The organism is Nonomuraea composti (assembly GCF_012034275.1).
Taxonomy (GTDB): Bacteria; Actinomycetota; Actinomycetes; order Streptosporangiales; family Streptosporangiaceae; genus Nonomuraea; species Nonomuraea composti.
In genome coordinates this window covers 76309-99236 of sequence record NZ_JAATEP010000001.1, presented here as the reverse complement: position 1 = coordinate 99236, position 22928 = coordinate 76309, and the positions used below count along the sequence as shown (strand labels likewise).

General features: G+C 72.4%; 22 protein-coding genes. 13 read left to right on the top strand and 9 right to left on the bottom strand.

Going from position 1 to position 22928, the window contains the following annotated elements; all coding sequences use genetic code 11:
* Positions 1–48: 48 nt before the first annotated feature.
* The 4 genes from HCN51_RS00455 to HCN51_RS00440 all read left to right on the top strand — a co-directional run bounded on the left by HCN51_RS00455 (position 49) and on the right by HCN51_RS00440 (position 4435).
* Positions 49–1152 (top strand): glycosyltransferase, encoded by a 1104-nt coding sequence (locus tag HCN51_RS00455; protein WP_168005535.1) that lies wholly within the window; start codon positions 49–51, stop codon positions 1150–1152.
* A gap of 87 nt (positions 1153–1239) precedes the next feature.
* Complete coding sequence (locus HCN51_RS00450) at positions 1240–2628, top strand: AAA family ATPase (RefSeq protein WP_168005533.1); 1389 nt, start codon at positions 1240–1242, stop codon at positions 2626–2628.
* 54 nt (positions 2629–2682) lie between these two features.
* Positions 2683–3396, top strand: coding sequence for a glycoside hydrolase family 16 protein (locus HCN51_RS00445; protein WP_168005531.1), 714 nt, complete (start codon positions 2683–2685; stop codon positions 3394–3396).
* Between the two features lie 172 nt (positions 3397–3568).
* Entirely contained in the window at positions 3569–4435 is an 867-nt protein-coding gene (locus HCN51_RS00440; RefSeq protein WP_168005529.1) for an alpha/beta fold hydrolase, read from the top strand.
* A gap of 474 nt (positions 4436–4909) precedes the next feature.
* Here HCN51_RS00440 and HCN51_RS00435 read toward each other — a convergent pair whose 3' ends face one another.
* Positions 4910–5977 (bottom strand): PucR family transcriptional regulator, encoded by a 1068-nt coding sequence (locus HCN51_RS00435; RefSeq protein WP_168005527.1) that lies wholly within the window; start codon positions 5975–5977, stop codon positions 4910–4912.
* A 76-nt stretch (positions 5978–6053) separates the two neighbouring features.
* Between HCN51_RS00435 and HCN51_RS00430 the strand changes: the two genes are divergently transcribed.
* The 4 genes from HCN51_RS00430 (at position 6054) to HCN51_RS00415 (ending at position 10361) form a co-directional block, all read left to right on the top strand.
* Positions 6054–6971 (top strand): proline dehydrogenase family protein, encoded by a 918-nt coding sequence (locus HCN51_RS00430; RefSeq protein WP_168005525.1) that lies wholly within the window; start codon positions 6054–6056, stop codon positions 6969–6971.
* Positions 6972–8597, top strand: coding sequence for an L-glutamate gamma-semialdehyde dehydrogenase (pruA, locus tag HCN51_RS00425; RefSeq protein WP_168005523.1), 1626 nt, complete (start codon positions 6972–6974; stop codon positions 8595–8597).
* Positions 8598–8729: 132 nt separating this feature from the next.
* Positions 8730–9731 carry a GlxA family transcriptional regulator gene (locus HCN51_RS00420; protein WP_168005521.1) on the top strand — a complete coding sequence of 334 codons (1002 nt, stop codon included), beginning with the start codon at positions 8730–8732 and terminating at the stop codon, positions 9729–9731.
* 6 nt (positions 9732–9737) lie between these two features.
* Positions 9738–10361 (top strand): DJ-1/PfpI family protein, encoded by a 624-nt coding sequence (locus HCN51_RS00415; protein WP_168005519.1) that lies wholly within the window; start codon positions 9738–9740, stop codon positions 10359–10361.
* Positions 10362–10847: 486 nt separating this feature from the next.
* Here the strand turns inward: HCN51_RS00415 and HCN51_RS00410 are convergent, their stop codons facing one another.
* Positions 10848–11432, bottom strand: a complete 585-nt coding sequence (locus tag HCN51_RS00410) for an ArsR/SmtB family transcription factor (protein WP_080040915.1) — start codon at positions 11430–11432, stop codon at positions 10848–10850.
* Positions 11433–11497: 65 nt separating this feature from the next.
* Here HCN51_RS00410 and HCN51_RS00405 point away from each other — a divergent pair, with 65 nt between their 5' ends.
* Positions 11498–12745, top strand: a complete 1248-nt coding sequence (locus HCN51_RS00405) for an MFS transporter (RefSeq protein ID WP_168005517.1) — start codon at positions 11498–11500, stop codon at positions 12743–12745.
* A 56-nt stretch (positions 12746–12801) separates the two neighbouring features.
* The gene (locus HCN51_RS00400) at positions 12802–13608 is read left to right on the top strand and encodes a serine/threonine-protein kinase (protein WP_080040917.1); all 807 of its coding nucleotides are present in this window, start codon (positions 12802–12804) and stop codon (positions 13606–13608) included.
* A gap of 469 nt (positions 13609–14077) precedes the next feature.
* On the opposite strand, the gene HCN51_RS00395 is transcribed toward HCN51_RS00400, so the two are convergent.
* Together HCN51_RS00395 and HCN51_RS00390 are read right to left on the bottom strand one after the other, a co-directional pair.
* The gene (locus HCN51_RS00395; RefSeq protein ID WP_080040918.1) at positions 14078–14836 is read right to left on the bottom strand and encodes a lysophospholipid acyltransferase family protein; all 759 of its coding nucleotides are present in this window, start codon (positions 14834–14836) and stop codon (positions 14078–14080) included.
* A gap of 18 nt (positions 14837–14854) precedes the next feature.
* A complete protein-coding gene (locus HCN51_RS00390; protein ID WP_346433477.1) occupies positions 14855–16021 on the bottom strand; it encodes a cytochrome P450 in 1167 nt (388 codons plus the stop codon).
* A gap of 54 nt (positions 16022–16075) precedes the next feature.
* Here HCN51_RS00390 and dhaK point away from each other — a divergent pair, with 54 nt between their 5' ends.
* Genes dhaK through HCN51_RS00375 form a run of 3 tightly spaced genes read left to right on the top strand, consistent with a single transcriptional unit; the run spans position 16076 to position 18082 of the window.
* Positions 16076–17056: a dihydroxyacetone kinase subunit DhaK gene (dhaK, locus tag HCN51_RS00385; protein WP_168005513.1), complete on the top strand. Its 981-nt coding sequence runs from the start codon at positions 16076–16078 to the stop codon at positions 17054–17056.
* A complete protein-coding gene (dhaL, locus tag HCN51_RS00380; protein ID WP_168005511.1) occupies positions 17056–17673 on the top strand; it encodes a dihydroxyacetone kinase subunit DhaL in 618 nt (205 codons plus the stop codon). Before dhaK ends, dhaL begins: the two co-directional genes overlap by 1 nt.
* Before the next feature lie 34 nt (positions 17674–17707).
* Positions 17708–18082 (top strand): PTS-dependent dihydroxyacetone kinase phosphotransferase subunit DhaM, encoded by a 375-nt coding sequence (locus tag HCN51_RS00375; protein WP_080040921.1) that lies wholly within the window; start codon positions 17708–17710, stop codon positions 18080–18082.
* A gap of 84 nt (positions 18083–18166) precedes the next feature.
* Here HCN51_RS00375 and HCN51_RS00370 read toward each other — a convergent pair whose 3' ends face one another.
* The 5 genes from HCN51_RS00370 to HCN51_RS00350 form a co-directional block, all read right to left on the bottom strand.
* Positions 18167–19825 carry a thiamine pyrophosphate-binding protein gene (locus HCN51_RS00370; protein ID WP_168005508.1) on the bottom strand — a complete coding sequence of 553 codons (1659 nt, stop codon included), beginning with the start codon at positions 19823–19825 and terminating at the stop codon, positions 18167–18169.
* Positions 19822–20595: a cyclase family protein gene (locus HCN51_RS00365; RefSeq protein ID WP_168005506.1), complete on the bottom strand. Its 774-nt coding sequence runs from the start codon at positions 20593–20595 to the stop codon at positions 19822–19824. The genes HCN51_RS00370 and HCN51_RS00365 overlap by 4 nt, the downstream gene beginning before the upstream one ends.
* Positions 20596–20656: 61 nt before the next feature.
* Positions 20657–21496, bottom strand: a complete 840-nt coding sequence (locus HCN51_RS00360; RefSeq protein ID WP_168005504.1) for an endo alpha-1,4 polygalactosaminidase — start codon at positions 21494–21496, stop codon at positions 20657–20659.
* A 213-nt stretch (positions 21497–21709) separates the two neighbouring features.
* Positions 21710–22360, bottom strand: coding sequence for an Rv1352/Rv1906c domain-containing protein (locus HCN51_RS00355; protein WP_487353028.1), 651 nt, complete (start codon positions 22358–22360; stop codon positions 21710–21712).
* Between the two features lie 25 nt (positions 22361–22385).
* A complete protein-coding gene (locus HCN51_RS00350; protein ID WP_168005502.1) occupies positions 22386–22814 on the bottom strand; it encodes a CBS domain-containing protein in 429 nt (142 codons plus the stop codon).
* Between the last annotated feature and the right edge of the window lie 114 nt (positions 22815–22928).

Here is a 22928-nt window from a genome sequence, read left to right as displayed (position 1 = left end):
CTAAGACGCAGGCACACCTTTGAAGGCTTTCCACGCTTGAGGTGTGCCATGAATATCGCGATCGTCGCTTCCGCAAACGGCAACCAGCGCCACCGCATCCTGTCCGTCGCACGCGAGCTGGGCCGTGAGCATCACGTCACCATCTACTCCCGTCGTGACAACTCCGATGGCAAGCCCAAGACGCGGGTGGCCCCGGGTGTCACTCTGGAGCACATCGACGTGGGCCCGGCCAGAGAGCTCACCAGTGACGACGTGGTGCCTTACCTCAACGAGGTCGGCAACCAGTTGATGAAGCGGTGGAGCCAGGATCGCCCCGACGTGATCCACGCGCACTCGTGGACCGGCGGCCTCGTGGCGGTGGCGGGAGCCAAGGGTCTGGGCGTGCCCGTCACGCAGACGTTCCACACGGTCGACAACAAGCGCATCGAGCTGGAGCGCGCCCTCGGCCGCCGGGCCAACGCGGTCATCGCGGGCTCGGGCGACGAGGAGTCGGCGCTGATCAGGCTGGGCGTCCCGCGCGGCAACATCGCCGTCGTGCCGTACGGCGTCGACACCGAGCGCTTCCAGCGCCGGGGCGCGGTCGCCACGCGCGGCAGCCGCAAGCGCCTCCTGCACGTGGGGCCGCTGTCCATCGAGCGCGGCGCGCACACCATCGTGCGGGCGCTGCAGGGCCTCGGGGACGTCGAGCTCGTCATCGCCGGCGGGCCCGAGCCGGAGGACCTCGACCAGGACAGGGACGCGCGCCGCCTGCGCGCGCTGGCGGATCAGCTCGGCGTGGCCGACCGGGTGACGCTGCTCGGCCAGGTCAAGCGGTCCGCCGTGCCGAAGCTCATGCGCAGCGCGGACGCCGTCGTGTCGGTGCCGCGCGAGGCCGTGACCGGCATCGTGGCGCTGGAGGCGATGGCCTGCGGCGTCCCCGTGATCGCCTCGGCCGTGGGCGCGCACCTCGACTCCGTCATCGACGGCGTCACCGGCCTGCTGGTGCCGCCGGACCGGCCCGCCCGCACCGCGCGGCTGGCCCGCGAGCTGCTCTACGACCCCACCCTGCGCACCGCGCTGGGTTACGCGGGCGCCGACCGGGCGCGCTCGCGGTACTCCTGGGAGCGGGTGAGCCAGGAGCTGGTCCGCGTCTACGAGGCGGCCTGCGCCTGACCCCTTTTCGTACGGACTCCCGGCAGGTGGCAGCGGCCACCTGCCGGCGCCATTTCCAGGCCCGCCCTCATGTGCGATCGTGCGCGCATGGACCTCCACGACGCGAACGCTCTGGCGCGCGCCCTCCAGCAGCTCTTCCAGGACGCCCACCGTGTCATCGACGAGTCCCGCCCCGTCTCGGAGCTGGCCTCCAGGGTGACCGGGCACCTGTCCTGCGCGATCAAGGACCTGGTGTGCGTCACCCAGTCCTTCCAGAACTGGGAGCACGCCAGCCTCCAGCGGGGCGTGGACGCCTACCTCGCGACGAGGGGCGCCTCCTCCTGGTTCGGCGTGTCGGGGCAGGGCCGCAGCCACAGTGACACGATCGACATCCTCGGCATGTCCAGGCGCGGCTTCGAGCACTTCGAGATCGGCGCCGTCGACTACGCCACCACCGCGACCGGCCCGGACCAGACGATCGACGTCGTGACGTTCGGGCTGGTCGAGACCGTCGCGCCGGACGGCTCGCCCATCGTGATCGGGCTGCGCGGGCCGGCCGAGATGTTCGGCAGGGAGGGGTGCAGGGTCGAGGTGATCGCCGCGTCCCGGACGAGCGCCACCGCCGCGCGGGAGGAGATCGAGCGGCTGATGCGCCGCGACGACGTGATGCGCGGCCAGATCCTCACGTTCGGCGTCTCGGAGCACCGGGGCAACAGCCTGGTGACGTTCCTGCCGCGCCCCGCGCTCGGCCCCGACGAGGTGATCCTGCCCGAGGGCGTGCTGGAGACGGTGGAGCGGCACGTGGCCGGCATCGGCCGGCACGCGGAGGCGCTGCTGGCCCGCGGCCAGCACCTGAAGCGCGGCCTGCTGCTGCACGGCCCGCCCGGCACGGGCAAGACCCACACGGTGCGCTACCTGATGAGCCGCATGCCGGGCGTGACAGTGGTGATCATGACGGGTACGGCCCTGCGCGCCATCTCCGACGCCGCCGCCATGGCCAGGCGGCTGCAGCCGGCCATCGTCGTCGTCGAGGACGTCGACCTGGTCGCGCACGCGCGCCGCTACTCCGAGGAGGGCAGCCCGCTGCTGTTCACCCTGTTCGACGCGATGGACGGCATCGGCGCCGACGCCGACGTCACGTTCGTGCTCACCACGAACCGCGCCGACCTGCTGGAGGAGGCCCTCGCCACCCGCCCGGGCCGGGTGGACCTGGCCGTCGAGGTGCCCCGGCCGGACGCGGTCCGCCGCGCCGCCCTGCTGCGCCTGTACGGCGGCGGCCACCTGCCGGAGGCGGACCTGGAGCGGCTGGTGACCAGGACCGAGGGCATGACCGCCTCGTTCTTCAAGGAGCTGCTGCGCCGGGCGGTGCTGGAGTCCCTGCGCGAGGACCCCGCCCCCGACCGGCCCTCCATGGAGCACCTGACGGCCGCGCTGGAGGAGATGCTGCACGGCCACGAAGCCCTCACCCGCTCCCTGCTCGGCGCCCCACCCGAGTGACGGATGGGACAGAAGGGTTGTTATCCGAGCGAGATCTTTGCTTCGATGGACCGCATGCCTCAACGCAGTCCGATCTTGGCGGCGGTGGCGCTCGCCGGCGTCGCCGTCCTCCCCCAGACCGCGCACGCGCAGACGTCCCCATGGGGCCGCCCCGCCCTCGTGGAGAACTTCGACGGCTCCTCCATCGACACCAGCCGCTGGATGATCTACCACTCGCCGCAGGCCGAGCGGAACCCCCGCACCGGGAAGGCCGCCTCCGTCGCGAACGGCGTCCTGCGGCTCAAGGGCGGCCTGTACGGCGGCAAGGACCTGTCCGGCGGCGTGGCCAGCCGGCTCGCCCAGGAGTACGGCCGGTGGGAGGTCAGGTTCAAGGCCGAGGCCGGGGCCGGCTACACGCCCGTGGCGCTGCTCTGGCCCGCCACCGAGGACTCCGGCTACTCCGAGGTCAACATCGCCGAGATCGTCGACCCGCGACGGCAGGGCGGCGGCATCTTCGTCCACAGCGAACGCGGCCGCGCCAGGAAGGTCCTGCACGCGGACTTCACCCGCTGGCACACCGTGGCCGTGGACTGGCTGCCCGGGCGGCTGACGTTCTGGCTGGACGGCCGGAAGATCTGGGACTACCGGGGGCCGCACGTGCCCGCCGGCCGGCGGATGGGGCTGGCGCTGCAGAACGACGTGGTGTGCGAGCCGAAGTGCCGCGACTCCACGACCCCCGACACCGTGTCCATGTACGTGGACTGGGTCAAGATCTACAAGGCCCGCTGACGTCAGTCGGCGGCCTGCCGACGGTTTGGGCGGCTTCTCCAGGGCTTCGCGAGCGGCTTCTTCGGGGCTTCGCGGCGACTTCGCGGCGGCCTCTCGGGCGGCTTCGCGGGCGGCGATGAGCTTTTGTCACCCCCGCCGTCTACATTGGCGACCGTCGAGAAGGAGCTGCCACATGACCGAGCCCAAGACCCACACCCTTGAGGTGCCCGGAGCCACCATCGCCTACGACCTGCGCGAGGCGGAGGGCACCACCGAGCCGATCCTGCTGATGATCGGCTCCCCGATGGACGCCACCGGCTTCACCACCCTGGCCGGCCACTTCGAGGACCGCACGGTGGTGACGTACGACCCGCGCGGGGTCGGGCGGAGCAAGCGCACCGACGGCCTCGCCGAGTCCACCCCCGACCTGCACGCCGACGACCTGCACCGGCTGATCGACGCGATCGGCGGCGGGCCCGTCGACATCTTCGCCAGCAGCGGTGGCGCGGTCAACGCCCTGGCCCTGGTCGCCCGGCACCCCGAGCAGGTCCGCACGCTGGTGGCGCACGAGCCGCCGGTCGCCAAGGTCCTGCCCGACCGCGACCGGGCGCTGGCCGTGATCGCCGACATGCGCCAGACGTACGAACGCGAGGGCTTCGGCCCGGCCATGGCCAAGTTCATCGCCACCACCGGCCACAAGGGCGAGTTCCCTGCGGCCCCGTCCGAGCTGCCGGCCCCCGACCCCGCCACCATGGGGCTCCCGACCGCCGACGACGGCTCCCGCGACGACCCCCTCCTCGGCCAGAACCTCATCACCTGCACCCATTACGAGCCCGACTTCGACGCCCTCCGCGCCGCCTCCACGCGGATCGTGATCGGCATCGGGGCGGAGTCGGAGGGCGAGATGGCCCACCGCGGAGGCGAGGGCGTGGCCGACCGCCTCGGCACGAAGCCGGTCACCTTCCCCAGCAACCACGGCGGTTTCCTGGGCAACGAGTTCGGCATGCCCGGCCAACCAGAAGCCTTCGCCACCACCCTCCGCCAGGTCCTGACCACTTAGGCCCCGCTCCTGCCCTGGACCGTCCCGCCGGGGCGAGGCTCCGCCCAAGGACCGCCTCGCCCCGCCACGCGAGGTTGCGGCGCGCTTCCCACCCCGGCGGGCCGCCCCACCCTTCCGCCCGTTTCCCGCCCAGCGCCTCCCCTGGACGCCTTCCTACCCGACGCTGAGATGACCGGCGTCGCGACGGCCGGCCACCTCGACCCGCGCCGGCCCTCCCCGGCGCCGGTACGGCGAGCCGCACGGTGGTAACCGGCGCAACGCGCACGGCGCCCAGCACGACACCCCGGCCCGAGGGCGCGCAGGAACCGGCGCGCGGCAGGGCGTGCGCGCAGGAGCGCGGAGCGAGCCGGGCGCGCAGGAGCTCGGGCCCCACCCCGGCACGAAGCCGCGCGCAGGAACCGACGGGCGGGCAGGGCATGCGCAGGAGCGGGCGAGCCGGGCACACGATAGCCGGGCACAAAGCCCCAACCCCCGCTAAGGCCCGTTCTGGGTCCGGAGGTGGGCGGCCTTGAGGCCCAGGTGGACGGCCAGCCGATCATCCCCGTCCGACAGGTCCCGGTGGGTGAGGCGTTCGGCCTTGCCCAGCCGGTAGTAGAGCGTCTGCCGGTGGATACCCAGCTCGGCCGCGGTCTTCTGCACGTGCCCCCCGCGATCGAGGTACACCTCCACGGTCTGGGCCAGCTCGACGTCCAGGGCAGCGATCTCGGCGGCGAGTTCGCGCAGGTCGGCCTGGCTGAGGCGGGCCAGGAGGCGGTGGACGCCGAGGTCTTCCCAGCGGGCGATGGGCGCATGGCGGGGGAAGTGTTCGGCGATGCGCAGCGCTTGGCGGGCTTCGCGCCAGCTGAGCCAGGCGTCGGCGGGGTCGGCGCGGGTGGCGCCGATGCCGGCCGCGGTGCCGTAGGCGCTCTGGACGGTTTGGGCGACTTCGGCGGCGAGGTGGGCGGGGGCGAGCAGGGCGACGGGGGAGCCGGCGCGGGCGAGGACGCCGCGCGGGAGGGTCCAGAGGGCGGCGACGCGTTCGGGTGATTCGCGCACGGCGATGGCCGCGACGGGCCCCGGGACGTCGATGGAGGCGTTGGCGCGTTCTTCGGGGTCGGCGGAGAGGAGGGCGCGCAGGCCGTGGCCGAGGTCCTGGCGGCTTCTGGCTTCTTGGGCGAGGGCGGCGGCGGCGCGGGCGACGAGGGGCGCGGCGGCGCGCAGCCGCTCGTCGGTGAGCTCGCCGGAGTCGAGCAGCCACAGGTAGCCGTAGGTGACGTCGGCGTGGCGCAGCGGCCAGCAGACCCGGGCGAGGACTTTGAGCTCGGCGTCGGCGGGGATCCTGACAGGGCCGCCGGCTCTGGCGATGCCGTAGCGTTCGAAGTAGTCGCGCACCTCGCCGGTGGCGCGCCGGCGCAGGATCGACTCCTGGCGGACGGTGTCGATGTCGCCGTGCTGCGCGCCGTAGGCGAGCAGCCGGAACGAGCGGTCCTCCAGTGTCGCGGACGCCCCCAGCCGGGCGGCGATCTCGTCGACGATCTCTTGTAGGTCAGCGGCGTTGTGCATTTGTACGACAGCCTGCCACACCCGGCGTTACGCCCGTCGATGGCCCCCTCTGAGCTGCGGTTTCTACACTGAACGCATGCTGGGTCAACTGCTGCTCGCCGCTTCGAGGAGCGGCGTCGTACGCCGTTCCGTGTCAGGCTTTCCGCTCACGAAGAGGGTCGTGCGGCGGTTCGTCGCGGGTGAGAGCGTCCAGGAGGCCCGCGCCGCGATCGAACGGCTGCGCGACGCGAACCTCGCCGTCACCGTGGACCATCTCGGCGAGGAGACGCTCGACGCGAAGGCGGCCGAGGAGACCGCCGCCGCCTACGTCACGCTGCTGCGCGCGATCGAGCCGCTCGACCTCGGGACGCGGGGCGAGGTGTCGGTGAAGCTGTCGGCCGTCGGGCAGCGGCTCGACGAGGCGATGGCGCTGGAGCACGCCCGCGAGATCTGTGCCGCGGCGGCCTCGAACGGCTCGACGGTCACGCTCGACATGGAGGACCACACCACGGTCGACTCGACGCTGTCGATCCTGCGCAAGCTGCGCGAGGACCATCCGTCGACGGGCGTGGCGATCCAGGCGTACCTGTTCCGCAGCGAGCAGGACTGCCGCGACCTGGCCGCGGAGGGCTCGCGCGTGCGGCTGGTGAAGGGCGCCTACCGGGAGCCGGCGTCGGTCGCCCACCAGTCCAAGGCGGAGGTGGACAAGGCGTACGTGCGATGCCTGCGGATCCTCATGGCGGGGAAGGGGTACCCCATGGTGGCGACGCACGACGACCGCATGATCGCGATCACCGAGCTGCTCGCCGACCGGTTCGGGCGCACGCTCGGCGACCACGAGTTCCAGATGCTCTACGGAATCAGGACCGACCGGCAGGAGGCCCTGGCCGGGGCCGGTCACACGGTCCGCGTGTACGTCCCCTACGGCGACGACTGGTACGGCTACTTCATGCGCCGCCTAGCGGAGCGCCCGGCCAACGTCGCCTTCTTCCTTCGTGCCCTTGGGGGTAAGTAAATGGATGCCATCAGCAACGTCCCGGTGCCGGCGAACGAGCGGGTGCTCGGCTACGCGCCCGGCAGCGCCGAGCGGGAGACGCTGGAGGACCGCATCAAGGAGCTGGCCGGCGCGTCGCTCGACCTGACGATGACGATCGGCGGCGAGCAGCGGCTGGGCGGCGGCGCCCCCATCGACGTGGTGCAGCCGCACAACCATGCCTCCGTCCTGGGCCGTACCAACGACGCTACGGCCCAGGACGTGCAGGACGCGATCGGGGCGGCGCTGGCGGCGGCGCCGGCGTGGCGGTCGCTGTCGTTCGACGAGCGGGCGGCGATCTTCCTGAAGGCGGCCGACCTGCTGGCGGGGCCGTGGCGGGCGACGCTGAACGCGGCGACCGTCCTGGGGCAGTCGAAGTCGGTGCAGCAGGCGGAGATCGACTCGGCGTGCGAGCTGATCGACTTCCTGCGCTTCAACGTGGCCTACGCCCGGCAGCTCTACGCCGACCAGCCGATCTCGTCGCCCGGCGTGTGGAACCGGATGGAGTACCGCCCCCTTGAGGGGTTCGTGCTGGCGATCACGCCGTTCAACTTCACGGCGATCGCCGGCAACCTGCCGACGTCGGCCGCGCTGATGGGCAACGTCGTGGTGTGGAAGCCGTCGCCGACGCAGCAGTTCGCGGCGCACTTCACGATGCGGCTGCTGGAGGCGGCGGGCCTGCCGCCCGGCGTGATCAACCTGGTGACGGGCAACGGGCAGGCCGTCTCGGAGGTGGCGCTGGCCCATCCGGCGCTGGCGGGCATCCACTTCACCGGCTCGACGGCGACGTTCCAGCACCTGTGGCGGACGATCGGCGAGAACATCTCCTCCTACCACGGCTACCCGCGCCTGGTCGGCGAGACCGGCGGCAAGGACTTCGTGCTCGCGCACCCGTCCGCCGACCCGGCCGTGCTGGCGACGGCGCTGATCAGGGGCGCGTTCGAGTACCAGGGGCAGAAGTGCTCGGCGGCGTCGCGGGCGTACGTGCCGCGCTCGCTGTGGACCCGCATGCGTGACGACTTCGTCGCCACCGCCGAGTCGCTGACGGTGGGCGACGTGGCGGCGGACCTGTCGACGTTCATGGGCGCGGTGATCGACGCGCGGGCGTTCGCCAAGCACAAGGAGGCGATCGACCGGGCGCGCGCGGCCTCGAACATCGACGTGCTCACCGGCTCCTACGACGACTCGGTCGGCTACTTCGTCAAGCCGACCGTCCTGGAGTGCGCGGACCCGGCCGACGAGATCTTCGTCAAGGAGTACTTCGGGCCGATCCTGGGCGTGCACGTCTACGAGGACCGCGACTACGACACGGTCGTGGACCAGATGGAGGGCATCGCCCCGTACGCGCTGACCGGCTCGATCATCGCCCAGGACCGCTACGCGATCGCGGCGGCGGCGGAGCGGCTGCGCTTCGCGGCGGGCAACTTCTACGTCAACGACAAGCCGACGGGCGCCGTCGTGGGCCAGCAGCCGTTCGGCGGCGGGCGCGCGTCGGGCACCAACGACAAGGCCGGCTCGATGTTCAACCTGACGCGGTGGGTGAGCGCCCGCGCGATCAAGGAGACGTTCGTGCCGCCGACCGACCACCGTTACCCGCACATGGGCTGAGACCAGCCCATTTCCGCCGACAGCCCCCGGGTCCTGCCCCCGGGGGCTGTCGGCGTTCCGGCCACGGTGATGGCGTAATCTGCAATATTCGTGTCGTTGACGCCATGCCGGGCCGCGACCAGCATGAGAGGCATGCAGCGACGGGTCGTGATCGTCGTCTTCCCCGGCTTCCAGCTTCTCGACATGGCCGGTCCCGCGGACGTGTTCGGGACGGCCACTCTGCTCAGGCCCGGCGATGGTTACGCGGTGGAGGTGGTGGCGCCGGGCGGTGGTCCGGTGGCCGCGGGGAACGGCGTGACGGTCGTGGCGGGGGCGCTCGGCGACGTCTCGGGGCCGATCGACACGCTGCTGGTCGCGGGCGGGCTGAGCGTGCCCCGGCACGTCGAGGACCGGGCGCTGATCGCCGACATCGTCCGGCTGGCCGCCGGCGCGCGGCGGGTGGCGTCGGTGTGCAACGGCGCGTTCCTGCTGGCGGAGGCCGGGCTGCTGGATCACCGGCGGGTCACCACGCACTGGCTGGCGGCCGGCGAGCTGGGCAGCCGGTACGCCGACGTCGAGGTGGACCCCGACCCGCTCTACATCGAGGACGGCGACATCTGGACCTCGGCCGGCGTGCTGTCAGGGGTGGACCTGGCGCTGGCGCTGGTCACCCGCGACCACGGCCACGAGCTGGCCACGAGCGTCGCCCGCGGCCTCGTGGTCTACCTGCACCGGCCGGGCGGGCAGAGCCAGTTCAGCACCCCCATGCGGGTCAGGACGCCTCGTAGCGAGCCGCTCAGGGAGCTGCAGGCCTACATCGACGCCAACCCGGCCGCCGACCTCAGCGTGCCCGCGCTCGCCGCGCTCGCCGGGATGAGCGAGCGCCACTTCTCGCGCGTCTTCACCGAGCAGACCGGCCTGTCGCCCGGCCGGTACGTCGAGCGCAGCCGCGCCGACACCGCCAGGCGGCTGCTGGAGGTGACCGCCCTCCCCCTGGCTGCGGTGGCCAGGGAGGCGGGGCTCGGCACGCAGGAGACGCTGTACCGGGTCTTCCGCCGGCACTGGCGGATCTCGCCCGGCGACCACCGCAGGAGGTTCCGCTCCAAGGTTCCCGCCGACAGGGCTCCCACTGACCCGATTTCCAGTGAAAGGTGAGGCAAGATGCACGTCGCCATCCCGCTCTATCCCCGGTTCACCGCGCTCGACGCCGTGGGCCCGTACACGGTGCTGGCCTTCGCGCCCGGCTTCACCGTCACGTTCGTGGCGGGCCAGGTGGGCCCGGTGCCGGACGATCACGGCACGCTCCGGATCGCCGCCACCGCCTCGTACGCCGACCTGCCCGCCCCGGACGTGATCGTGGTCCCGGGCGGCAGCGGCACCTTCGACGCGCTGGCCGACGAGGCCCTGGTCGCCTGGATCCGGCAGGCGCACGAGCACACGCGCTGGACGACCTCGGTGTGCAGCGGCTCGCTCCTGCTCGGCGCGGCCGGCCTGCTGGACGGGCTGCCCGCCACCTCGCACTGGGCGGTGCTGGACGAGCTCAAGAAGTACGGGGCCGAGCCGGTGAGCGAGCGCGTGGTCACCTCCGGCAAGATCGTGACGGGGGCGGGGGTGTCGGCGGGCATCGACATGGCGCTGACGCTGCTGGGGCAGGCGAGCGGCGAGGAGACGGCGCGCAGCGTGCAGCTCATGATCGAGTACGATCCGCAGCCGCCGTTCGACTCCGGCTCGGCGAAGACCGCGTCCCAGGCGATGATGGAACGCGCCCTCAGCCTGCTCCCCTGATCCTGTGGATGGAGCCGGCGCCCCCGTCCCTCCAGCCCGGGACGAGGGCGCCGCCCCTCCGTGCCCTATGTCCGGCGGGCCCGGAGGTCTGGCGTGTCGGTAAGGGCTGCGGCGCCGCCGAACATCGCCCGCTCCGACGGCGGCGCCGCGCCCAGCATCCCCGCCCGCGACCGCACCTGCCGGGACCGCGTACGGGCGCGCTCGCGCGCGGGCGAGCCCCCGCCTGCCGCCCATGGGAGCGTCCCCCGCCGCACCCCTCTGGACCGTTCCAGAGGGCGGGCGCGAGGCCCAGGGTCCGCGGTCCGGCCGTCGCCCGTGTCGGTGCTGCGTGCCATGGTCGACTCCTACCTCAGTTGAGCACTGCTCGTGATAGGCCGGGTGACGAAGAACCTAAGGGCTGGCGCGAAGCCGTGGCCTCAGGGCGGCACCTAGGGAAATCCCTAGGTTGTGATCGCGGCGGGCACCCCTGAACCTCATCCCCGCCGGTCAGGAGCGGTTCGTGCCCACGGGCAGGACGTCGAAGTGCACGACGACGTGCCCGGCCCCCTCGCGCTCGCCGGAGTCCGACAGGGCGCGGTAGCGCTCCAGCACCTCGAACACCTGGTCCCGCATCCGCGCCGTCTCCTCGGGGGTGAGGCGCAGGGAGCGCCGCCCGTACACGCTGGCCTGGACCCACTCCTCGGGCGCCGTGGCCGACTCCTCGCGCCAGCGGGACAGCTCGGCGCCGCGCGTGCGTACCAGGTCGTCGAGCAGGTAGTCGAGCGCGCCGGCCACCTCGGGGTCGGCGGGGTTCGCCTCGCCGTAGGAGAAGCCGCCGGGGGTGATGCGCCAGTACTTCTCCTTGCCGCGGCCCATGCCGGCCACGACCTCGATCATGCCGTGCTTGGCCAGCTCCCTGAGGTGGTAGCTGGTGGCGCCGGTGTTCTGGCCGAGCAGGGCGGCCAACCCGGTGGCGGTGGCGGGGCCGTGCTCGTCGAGGAGCTCGTAGATGCGCAGCCGCAGGGGGTGGGCGAAGGACTTGAGCGCGTTCGCGTCGAGCGTCCGGGCGGAGAAGGACTTGATCTGCGTCACTGTGCAAGCCTATCTTTGCAAAGAAACCTGTGCACATTTTTCCTTACACACTATCGGAGAGCACTGTGGCGCGTCTCGGGCGATCGTTCGCCTTCCTGTGGTCATCCACCGGGCTGTCCAACCTGGCGGACGGCGTACTCAAGATCGGGGCGCCGCTGCTGGCCGTGACGCTCACCCGCTCCCCCACCCTCGTCGCCCTCGCCGGCGCCGCCGCCACGCTGCCGTGGCTGGTCCTCGCGCTGCACGCCGGCGCCATCGCCGACCGGGCCGACCGCCGGCGCATCATGGTCCGCGCGAACCTCGCCCGCGCCGCCCTCCTCGCCTGCGCCACCGTCCTGGCCGCCCTCGGCCTGCTCAACCTCTGGCTCCTGCTCGCCGCCGTGCTGCTCGCCGGGGTGTGCGAGGTGTTCGCGGACCTGTCAGCGCAGTCCGTCCTGCCCATGACCGTCCCCGAAGGGGAGCTGACCAGGGCGAACGGCCGCGTGTCCACCGCCCAGATGATCGGCAACGACTTCGTCGGCGCCCCCGTCGCGGGCCTCCTCGTCGTCGCGCTGCCCGCCGCCGTCTTCGGCTCCCCCGCCATCCTGTACGGCGCCGCGGGGCTGCTCCTGCTCGGCATGCGCGGCACGTACCGGCTGCCGGAACCGCCCGCGCGCCGCCCCATGCGGGCCGACATCGCCGAGGCCCTGCGCTACCTGTGGGGGCACCGCGTCCTGCGCGGCCTCGCCATCACCGCCGGGCTGCTCAACCTCGCCAACGCCGGCTACTTCGCCGTCTTCGTCCTGTGGGCGGTCGGCGACGGGTCGCGGATCGGGCTGGAGCCCGGCGAGTACGGCCTCATGACCACGGCCTTCGCCGCCGGGGCCGTGTTCGGCTCGCTGCTGGCCGGCCGGGCCGCCACCGCGTTCGGCGAGCTGCGCACCCTCGTCGGCAACTGGCTCGTCACCAGCGTGCTGCTCCTCGTGCCCGTGATCGTGCCGTCGCCGTGGACCCTCTACCCCACCGCCGTGCTGTGGGGCCTCGTCGGCGCCGCCGGGAACGTCCTGGTCATCTCCACCCGACAGCGGCTCATCCCGGCGGAACTGCTCGGCCGGGTCAATTCGGCATACCGCCTCGTCGGAATGGGCGGCATGCCGCTCGGAGCCGCCCTCGGAGGGCTCGTGGCCGAGCTCGCCGGCCTCACCGCCGCCCTCGTCGGCGCGACAGGAGTATGTTTGGTGGCGGTCGGGATGGTGTGGCGCGCCTTGTCAGATCAATTTTCTGGGCCTCTGACCAGCGCACCTACACTTTCCGACATATCCACATCACGTTAGGCACCCTACAGCTCGTGCTGAGGTGACATGATTATCCCCGAGCTTGAGGGGATGGTATGCGGAAGATCGGCGGACGGTACCTCCTGAATGAGGAGGCCGGTCGTGGGGGTATGGGAGTCGTCTGGCGGGCGTTCGATCAGCTCCTCCACCGTACGGTGGCACTTAAGGAGCTGACCTTGGCCGGAGAGGCCGAGATGGTACGCCGCCGGGTGCTGCGTGAGGCCAGAATGGCAGCCGGCCTGACGCACCCCAACATCATCACGGTCCACGACCTGATCGAAGAGGGCGGCAAGCTCTGGATCGTGATGGAGTACCTCGACGGGCTCTCCTTGCACCAGCTGCTCTCCCAAGTGGGCACGCTGCCCGCGCAGTCGGTCGCGGCCATCGGCCAGCACCTGCTCGCGGCGCTGCGCACCGCCCACCAGGCCGGCGTGCTGCACCGCGACGTGAAGCCCGCCAACGTCATGCTGACCGGCGACCGGGTGGTGCTGACCGACTTCGGCATAGCCACCGCCGAGGGCGACATCCGCATGACCACCTCCCGCCGCCTGCGCGGCACCCCCGCCTTCATGGCGCCCGAACGCCTGCACGGCGGGCCGGCCAGCAAGGAGGCCGACATGTGGTCCTTCGGCGCCACCCTCTACAGCGCCATCGAAGGCCAGCCCCCCTACCCCGGCCAGGACGCCGCCACCGTCCTCGGCATGGCCCGCAGCGGCCCCTACCCGCCGCCACGGCGAGCCGGGGTGATGCGCCCCCTCATCGAAGGTCTGCTGCACCACGACCCGGTGCGGCGGTACACACCGGAGCAGACGGCGGGCTTGCTGGCCGGCATGCGCGCCAGCGCCTACCAAGCAGCCATCTGACGGCCCGGCCCGGTGCCGGGATGCCGGACGCGCGGCACGACGGCCGGCAAGCCCCGGTCCAGCGCGGCGGGCGCCAAGCGGGGAGCGCAGCGCGGCGAGCGCCGGGCCGTGCGGCAGCCCACGCCCGACCGGAGGCGCAGCACAGCGCACGGTGGCACGAGCTGGACCGGCGCCGGTGCGGCGAGACGTTGTACGGCGGCGAGCGGCGCGACGCGCACGGCGGCCAACCCCAAGGACGTGGCGGCCGGCCCCCGAAGGGACCGCCGCCGGACGCGACGGCCGTCAGCGACGGAGGCAGCGGCCGGCGGGCCGCGGGGCGGGACACGATGAGTGACCGAGCGTGCGGCGGCTCACGCACGATCGGCGGCTCACGCCCCACCGGCGCCGACGCGGCGAGGCCGAGTGCGGCGGTGGGTGGCGTGGCGCGGGCGGTGGCTGCCCCGCCCAGGGGCTGTCGCCGGCGGGCGGGTCAGGTGGTGGGTTGGTCGCGGTTGGCGCGGGCCTCGGCTTCGGCGGCGTCGAGGGCCGCGGCCTCCTCCGGTGTGGGTGCCGTGCCTCCGAGATGGGCGGGTTGCCACCAGACACCCTTCGGGACCTCCGGGTAGGTGCGCTGGGCGCGGTCCACGAGCTCGGACAGGCGGGCGTGGAGGTCGGAGGTGTGCTGGTTGACGTTTTCGCCGCGCTTGGGGTAGATCGGCTCGCCCACGAGGATGGTGAGGGGGACGTGGCGTTGCAGGAGCTTGCGGGGGCGGCCCTTGGTCCAGAGGCGCTGGCTGCCCCAGAGGCCGACGGGGATGATCGGGGTGCCGGTGGCCATGGCCATGCGGATGGCGCCGTTCTTGATCTCTTTGACGGTGAACGAGCGGCTGATCGTGGCTTCGGCGAAGACGCCGACCACCTCGCCCGCCTTGAGCATGCGCAGCGCGGTCGCGTACGAGCCCGCGCCCGCCCCCCGGTCGACGGGGATGTGGTGCATGCCGCGCATGAGCGGCCCCGAGATCCGGTGGGTGAACACGTCTTCCTTGGCCATGAAGCGCACCAGGCGCTTGGACGGCAGCGCGGCGAACCCCGCGAAGATGAAGTCGAGGTAGCTGATGTGGTTGCTCACCAGCACCGCTCCCCCGGACCGCGGCACGTGCTCGGTGCCCTCCATGTGGAAGCGGATGTCGAGCACGCGAAAGAGGGTCCGCGCGGCGGCGATCACCGGCGGGTACACGATCTCAGCCATGTGCAGAAGGTAACCTACTCAGGCGGGTGTCACGGTAGTGGGGAGGCTGACCATGCCGCGCACGTTGCCGTGGGCGGTGCGGCTGATGCCGCCGGGATCGACGTCGTAGCCGGGTCTGACGGCTTTTGTCAGCTCTTCGAGGGCGATGCGGGCTTCGAGCCGGGCGAGGGGGCCGCCGAGGCAGTAGTGGCGGCCGGCGCCGAAGCTGATGGCGCGGCCGGTGTCGCGGCCGAGGTCGTAGACGTCGGGGTCGGGGAAGACGGTCTCGTCGCGGTTGGCGGAGCCGATGAGCAGCCACATCCTGGAGTTCTTGGGGACACGGACGCCGTACCAGCCGGTGTCGCGGGTGAGGCGGCGGGCGGTGCCGTGGGCGGGCGTGTCGTAGCGCAGCGATTCCTCCATCCACGGCTCGATCGCCCCGCCGAAGGCGGTGGCGCGCTGAGTGGGGTTGCGCCACGCCCAGTACCAGGCGGCGCTGAGCAGGTGGGTGGTGGTCTCGGCGCCGGCGCCGATGAGCAGGAAGAGGAAGGCGACGATGTCGTCGTCGGTCAGCTCGTCGTCGGCGACCAGCACGGAGACGAGGTCGTCGCGGGGCGCCTTCCTGCGTTCGGCGACGATGGCGCGGTAGTAGTCGCCGAGGCCGATGATGCTTCTGAGCCCTTGTTCGGCCATCTTGCCGTCGGGGTCGTACATGAGCAGGGTGCCGAAGTTCCTGCGCACCTGCGCCCGTTCGGACGGCGGCACGCCGACCAGCTCGGAGATCACGTCGAGCGGCAGCCTGGCGGCGATGTCGCGGGCGAAGTCGAACGTGCGCCGCTCGACCGCCCGCTCGATGTGCCCCTGGGCGATCCGCCTGATCATGGGTTCGAGGGCGGCGACGCGGCGCGGGGTGAACCCGCGCGAGATCGCGGCGCGCATGCGGGTGTGCTCGGGCGGGTCCATGGCCACGAACGACAGGAACGTGCGGGCGTGCGGCCCCCACGCCCCCGGGTCGAGCATGGGGCCGTGGTCGCTGGACAGCAGCGCGCTGTCGGTCAGCGCGGCGGAGACGTCGGCGTGGCGGGACAGTGCCCAGAAGCCGAGGTCGGCGTTGTGGTACAGGGGCGCTTGCGCGCGCAGCCGGGCGTAGACGGGGTAAGGCTCGTCGTTCACCGCGGGATCGTACGGGTCGTAGACGACATCCACCCCGCCCACGCTACGACGCTTGCGCGGTCGTGAAAACGGGCAGATGTTTTGACCATGAAGAAGCTCATCAACTCGGCGGACTCCGTGGTCGAGGACGCGCTGAACGGCATGGCCGCGGCCCACCCGTCGCTGCGCGTCCGCGACCGGGTGGTCTACCGGGCGGACGGCCCTCGCCCTGGGAAGGTGGGCCTGGTCTCGGGTGGCGGTTCGGGGCACGAGCCGCTGCACGCCGGGTTCGTCGGCCACGGCATGCTGGACGCCGCCTGCCCGGGCGAGGTCTTCACCTCGCCGGTGCCCGACCAGATCATCGACGCCACGAACGCCGTGGACGGCGGCGCCGGGGTGCTGCACATCGTCAAGAACTACACGGGTGACGTGCTCAACTTCGAGATGGCCGCCGAGCTGGCCGACGGCGTCGAGGTGGTCAGCGTGCTCGTCGACGACGACGTGGCCGTCCAGGACTCCCTCTACACGGCGGGCCGGCGCGGCACGGGCGCGACGCTGTTCGTGGAGAAGATGGCGGGGGCGCTGGCGGAGGAGGGCGCGCCGCTGAACGAGGTGGCGGCGGTGGCGACCGAGGTGAACGAGCGCAGCCGCTCGTTCGGCATCGCGTTGTCGTCGTGCACGGTGCCGGCGGCCGGCAAGCCCACGTTCGACCTGCCGGAGACGGACGTGGAGCTGGGCATCGGCATCCACGGCGAGCCGGGCAGGGCCAGGGTGCCGATGGTGTCGGCGCGCGAGCTGGCGGGCGTGGCGATGGAGGCGATCCACAGCGACCTGCCGCTCCAGGGCGACCTGCTGGTGATGGTGAACGGCATGGGCGGCACGCCTCTCATGGAGCTGTACGTGGTGTTCGCCGAGGTGGCGGCGTTCGTCAAGGGCAAGGGGGCGCGGGTGGCGCGGTCGCTGGTGGGCAACTACGTGACGAGCCTGGAGATGCAGGGCTTCTCGGTCACGGTCTGCCGGCTCGACGACCGGCTGACCCGGCTGTGGGACGCGCCGGTCGAGACGCCCGGCCTGCGGTGGGGGCGCTGATGGAGACCGCGTTGTTCGTGGCCTGGTTCGAGGAGGCGGCCAGGCTGGTGCGCGCCGACCGCGACCGGCTGACCCGCCTCGACGCCGCGATCGGCGACGCCGACCACGGCACCAACCTCGACCGCGGCCTGGCGGAGGTGCTGAAGGCGCTGGCCGAGTCGGCGCCGGCGTCGGAGGCTGAGGTGCTGACGACGGCGGGCGCGACGCTGATCCGCCGCGTCGGCGGCGCTTCCGGGCCCCTGTACGGGTCGCTGTTCCGGCAGATGGGCAAGGTGTTGCAGACGCCGGTGACGCTGGCCGGGTTCGCGGGGGCGTTCGAGGAGGGCGTGGTGGCGGTCGAGCGGCTGGGCAAGGCCGCGCTGGGCGACAAGACCATGGTGGACGCGCTGGCGCCGGCGTCGCGCGCGCTGGCCCTGGCCGTACGGGACGGGGTGGGGGTGCGGGAGGCGCTCGACCAGGCGGCCCGCGCGGCCGGTGAGGGCTCCAAGGCCACGATCCCGATGCAGGCGAGGAAGGGCAGGGCCAGCTATCTGGGCGAGCGCAGCATCGGCCACGAGGACCCGGGGGCGGCGTCGGCGACGCTGATCATGACGGCGCTGGCCAACGTGGCGGGATGACGGCCGCGACCGCGGGAGGTGGTGGGACGCCGTGATGGTGGGTGTGGTGCTGGTCTCGCACAGCGCCGGGCTGGCGATCGAGGCGGCGGCGCTGGCGCGCGGCATCGCGGGCGAGAACGCGCCGGTGGCGGCGGCCGGGGGCACCGAGGACGGCGGGCTGGGCACGAGCGTGGACCTCATCGAGGCGGCCGTGCGCGGCGTCGACAGGGGAGCCGGGGTGGTGATCATCCCCGATCTCGGCAGCTCAGTGCTGACGGCCCGGCTGCTGGAGGAGGACGGGCGGGTGGTGGTGGCGGACGTGCCGTTCGTGGAGGGGGCGATCGCGGCGGCGGTGGCGGCGGGCGCGGGCGTTCCGCTGGCCGACGTGCTGGAGGCGGCCGAGGAGGCCCGCACCTTCCGCAAGCTCTGACGCGCTCTGACGCGCTCTGACGCGCTCTGACGCGCCGAAAAGCACGGTCAGTGGCGAAAACACCGTTAGTGGCGAAAGGCACCGTCAGTGGCCCTTGAACGCCTCCTCCAGCCACCAGGAGCCGCGTTCGCCCGCCACCTTGGCGTGCACCAGCAGCGGGCGGTCGCGCGGGCCGTTCACCCAGCCGGCGACGCCCGCCAGGTCCTCCGCCCGGGTGACGGTCACGGCGGCCAGGCCGTGGCCGCGGGCGATGGCCGCCAGGTCGGCGGGCGGGAACGTGACGGTGTCCAGGGGGTGGCCGTGCGGGCCGAAGTGGTGCACTTCAGCCCCGTACGCCTCGTCGTCGTACACGACGATCACCATCGGCAGCCCGAGCCGGACCACGGTCTCCAGCTCGGCCAGGCCCATGAGCGCGCCGCCGTCGCCGAGCGCGGCGACCGGGAGCCGGTCGGGGCGGGCGACGGCGGCGCCGATCGCGGTCGCCAGGCCGAGCCCGACCGACTGGAACGCCTGCGTGAAGCAGAACCCGCCCTCGTCGGGGACGTCCAGCAGCATCGACGGATATCCCATGAAATTTCCGGAGTCGACGGAGACGATCCGCTCGGCGGGCAGCAGCTCGTCCAGGCCGATCGTGAGCGTCCGCGGGTCGATCCGGCCGCCGCCGCTCTCGTCCTCGTACGGGACGGCCCGCCAGCGCCCCTCGGCCCTGATGCGGGCGGCCAGCGCGGGCGTCCGGCAACCGGGCCGCACCGCGACCTGGGCGGCCACCTTGCGGGCGACCTCGGCCACGTCGCCCACCACGCCCAGGTCGGCCGGGACGTGCGTCTTGAGCGCCGCCGCGTCGAGATCCACCTTCGCCACCCTGGCGCCGGGCGAGATGAGGGAGCCGTGGCGGGTGGTCCACATGTTCAGCGCGCAGCCCCAGGCGACGACCAGGTCCGCCGCGCGGATCAGCTCGGCGGCCAGCGGCGTGGCGAACCCGCCCGACACGTCGAGATCCCACGGGCTGCCGCGGAAGAGCCCCTTGGCCACCGCGGACGTCGCCAGCAGCGCGCCCGTCCGCTCGGCCAGCTCCTCCAGCTCACGGCGGGCATGCCGGGCGCCGCGCCCGGCGATGAACACGGGCCGCCGGGCCGCCTCCAGCGCCTGCACCAGCGCCCCCACCTCGGACCCGGCCGGCTCCTTCGCGGCGGGAAACCCTGAGGGCGGCTCGGCCGCCAGCAGGCGGGCGACGAGCGCGGGCACGTCCTGCGGCCCGTCGTAGGCGGCGGACTGGACGCCGAGCGGCAGGTTCAGCAGCACCGTGCGCCGCTCCTCCACCGCCACCCGGTACGCCTCGACCACCTGCTCCACCGCCGCCCGCGCCGAGGTGACCCGCAGCGCCGCCGCTCCCACGGCGGTGGCCAGGCCGGCCTGGTCGATGTGGAAGTTGGACCGGGCCTCGGTGGCCTCACCGGCGAGCACGATCAGCGGCGTGCGGCTCTTGGCCGCCTCCGTGAGCCCGGTCATGGCGTTGGTGAGGCCGGGCCCCTGGTGCACGGTCACCACGCCGGCCCGGCCGCTCATCCGGGCGTAGGCGTCGGCCATGGTGGCGGCGCCGCCCTCGTGGCGGGCGGCGACGAACGGCGACCCGCTCGCGACGAGGGCGTTGGTGACGTGGAAGTTGCCGCTGCCGACCACCCCGAAGACGGTGCCGGCGCCGCACGCGGCCAGGGCCCGGCCGACGGCCTCCGCGACGATCAACGCTCCACCAGGGCGAGCACCCGCACGGGGCTGCCGGAGCCGCCGACGATGGGCAGCGGCGGGGCGACCACGACGGCGCCGGTCACCGGCAGGCGGTCGAGGTTGCGCAGCTGGGTGAGGCCGTACTTGCCGGCGCCCAGCAGGAAGGAGTGGCAGGGGAAGGGCGGGTCGAAGGAGTGGGCCGCGCCGGCGTCGGTGCCGACGGTCTCGACGCCGATGCCGAGGATGGGGGTCTCGGCGGCCAGCCACTGGGCGCACTCCACGGAGATGCCGGGCGTGTGGGGGCCGTTCGCGTCGGCGTTCAGGAAGGCGGCCTGGTCGCCGGAGCGGGTGTCCCAGCCGGTGCGGTAGAGCAGCCAGCCGCCGTCGGGGAGCGGGCCGTTGGCCCGCTCCCACTCCTTGACGTGGTCGATCTGAAGGAGGAAGTCGGGATCCTTCGACGCCTCCGCCGCGAAGTCGAGCACCACGGCGGGCGCGATGAGGCTGCGCGCGGGCACCTGGGAGACGTCCTGGCCGTCGCGGGCGGTGACCCAGTGGACGGGGGCGTCGAAGTGGGTGCCGGTGTGCTCGCCGGTGTGGATGTCGTTCCAGTACCAGGCCGGGCCGCGGTCGTCGTAGCGGCTGATCTCCTCCAGCCGGAACGGGATCGTGTTGCCGAACGGCTCGGGCAGCTGGAGGATCGGCGTGTCCTGCGAGAGGGGCGCGGTGAGGTCGATCACTTCGATCGCGCCGCCGCGCACGCTGTCCACGAAGCTCTGCAACACCGACATGTCTTCCTCCTTGGTGGGCTGAGCGCATCCTCCTACGCTCGCCCTACCGGCGCAAACGCCTTTAACGGCAGGCGGTGCGGGTGCCGTCCAGGTCGTAGGTCTTCTTCAGCGAGTTGAAGTTCTGGGCGTTGGAATTGGCGCAGAACTGGGAGGTCTTCAGCTCGTACTCGACCTGGAAGACGGCCTTGCCGGCCTTGACGAACTGGTCGTAGCCGTACGTGCCGTTCTGGGCGGTGGTGCACTCGGAGTATTGCCAGCACTGCTCGTTGACGGCGAAGTCGTAGTACGGCAGCAGCTTCGGGATCTGGGCGACGTCGTTCTTGAGCCCGACGGACAGCCCCCGCTTGTGGGCCTCGTTGGCGAACCAGGCGTTGTAGGCGAGCTGGTCGGCGGCGGTGAGCGGGAAGCCGCTGTCGTTGGTGTAGGCGTCGACGTTGTCGGGCTCCACGGCGTCGAACCCGGCGGCCTTGCACATGTCGAGCCGGGCCTTCATGATCTCGCCGAGCGTGCCGCCGTACTGGCGGATGTCGAGCCAGCGCTCGCCCTCCCACTCCTCCAGCGGCTCGCCGATCACGCTCGCGGGGAAGCGGCCGGCGTCGGGGCGCCAGTCCTCGTGGGTGCCTGCGCTGATGTAGCAGACGACCTTGCGGCCGGGCTTGGCGGCCTTGAGCTCCTTGACGATCGTGCCGCTCTTGGCGGCGAAGCCGTCGATGTCGTACATCTGCACGTCGAGGAACGGCTTGGCGGGCAGGGAGGACAGCCGCCACTCCCAGCTGGTGTTGAGCGCGGGCTTCCAGCAGCCGGCGCACGGGACGGGGTCGGGCAGCGTCGCGGCCTCGGCGGGCGCAGTGGTGAGAGCGGCGGTGACGACCAGGGCGGAGATGAGAACGGGAAGACGCATGGACACTCCTCGCGAACGGAAGGGTTCGGATCGGTGGCTCACGCGTGCTGTTCCGCACTCTCCGTCGCGCGTCCTGGCCAGGGACGCCGGAGTGGCGTGGCCCATAGAGCGCAGGGTCGACACGCCAGCACGCCCGGGCGTGCCTCCTCTCTGTCGCCCGACAGAATTGCGCGTTCTTGCCGGATTGTCCAGCGCTTCGGTCAAGAAAGGGCGTCAGACCTTGGTCCACTCCACGCAGCCGCCCGTCTGGAACGCCTTGTCCGTGGCCAGGATCGTGACGGTGGCGGGGCCGTTCGGCATGCCGGTGGCGATCGCGTCGCCGGTCGTGGTGCGCAGCCTGGCCCAGTAGCACATCGGGAAGCCGGACATGGGGCCGGTCGTGCGGTACGTGCCGGGCTGGATGTCGGTGCCGACGACGAGCGTGCGCAGGAGCGAGGAGAGCTCGACGGCGGGCCCGGTGGCACCTCCGTCACCGGCCGGAGGAGTGGTGGCCTGCCCCGGCTGGGTTTGAGCGGGTGGCTGCGTCTGAGCCGGTGGCTGGGTCTGAGCCGGTGGCTGGGTCTGGGCGGGTGGCTGGGTCTGTGCGGGTGGCTGGGTCTGTGCGGGCGGCTGCGTGTCCTGGGGCGGCGTGGTCCCGGCCGGGGCGGACTCCTCCGGCAGCGTGTCCTCGACCGTCACCGTCACCTTGGGCTCGGCGGGCTCCTCCTCGCCCGTCGTGCCCGCCCCGAACCCGACGAGCACGCCCAGCAGGAAGCCCAGCAGCGCCGCCAGCCCTGAGACGAGCACGATGATCGGCGGACTGCTGGTCGCCCGCGGGTAATCCGGGTACCGGGACTGGTCAGGGGGTGGCGGGGGCCCGTACATCACGGACCCAAGCGTGCCATCCCTGTCAACGGTGGAGATAGTCGACGAGCGACGCCTTCTCCGTCTCCAGCTCCTCGATCGCGCTCTTGACCACGTCGCCGATGCTCACGATGCCGACGAGCCGGCCGCCCTCGACCACGGGCATGTGGCGGAAGCGCTGCGTGGTCATCGTGCGGCGCAGCGAGTCGACGTTCTCGCCCGGGCCGACCGTGGTGACCTCGGTCGTCATGATCGACGAGACCGGGGCGTCGAGGATCGCGGCGCCGCGGTCGTGCAGGCGGCGCACGACGTCGCGCTCGGAGACGATCCCCTCGATGGTCTGGCCGTCGGTCGAGACGACGACGGCGCCGATGTTGTGCTCCGCGAGCCGGGCGAGCAGCTCTCGAACGGTGGCCCCGGGTGCCACCGTCGTCACGCCACTGCCTTTCGCACGAAGGATCGTCCCGATGAGCATGTGCACCACCTCTGCCCTCAGTCTTCCAAGCCTGCCTCCAGGCAAACAAGCCGGTGGGGACGGAGTCAATGGGTCACGTAGGCTGCTTGGCGTACGAAATCCCGTACACGACCG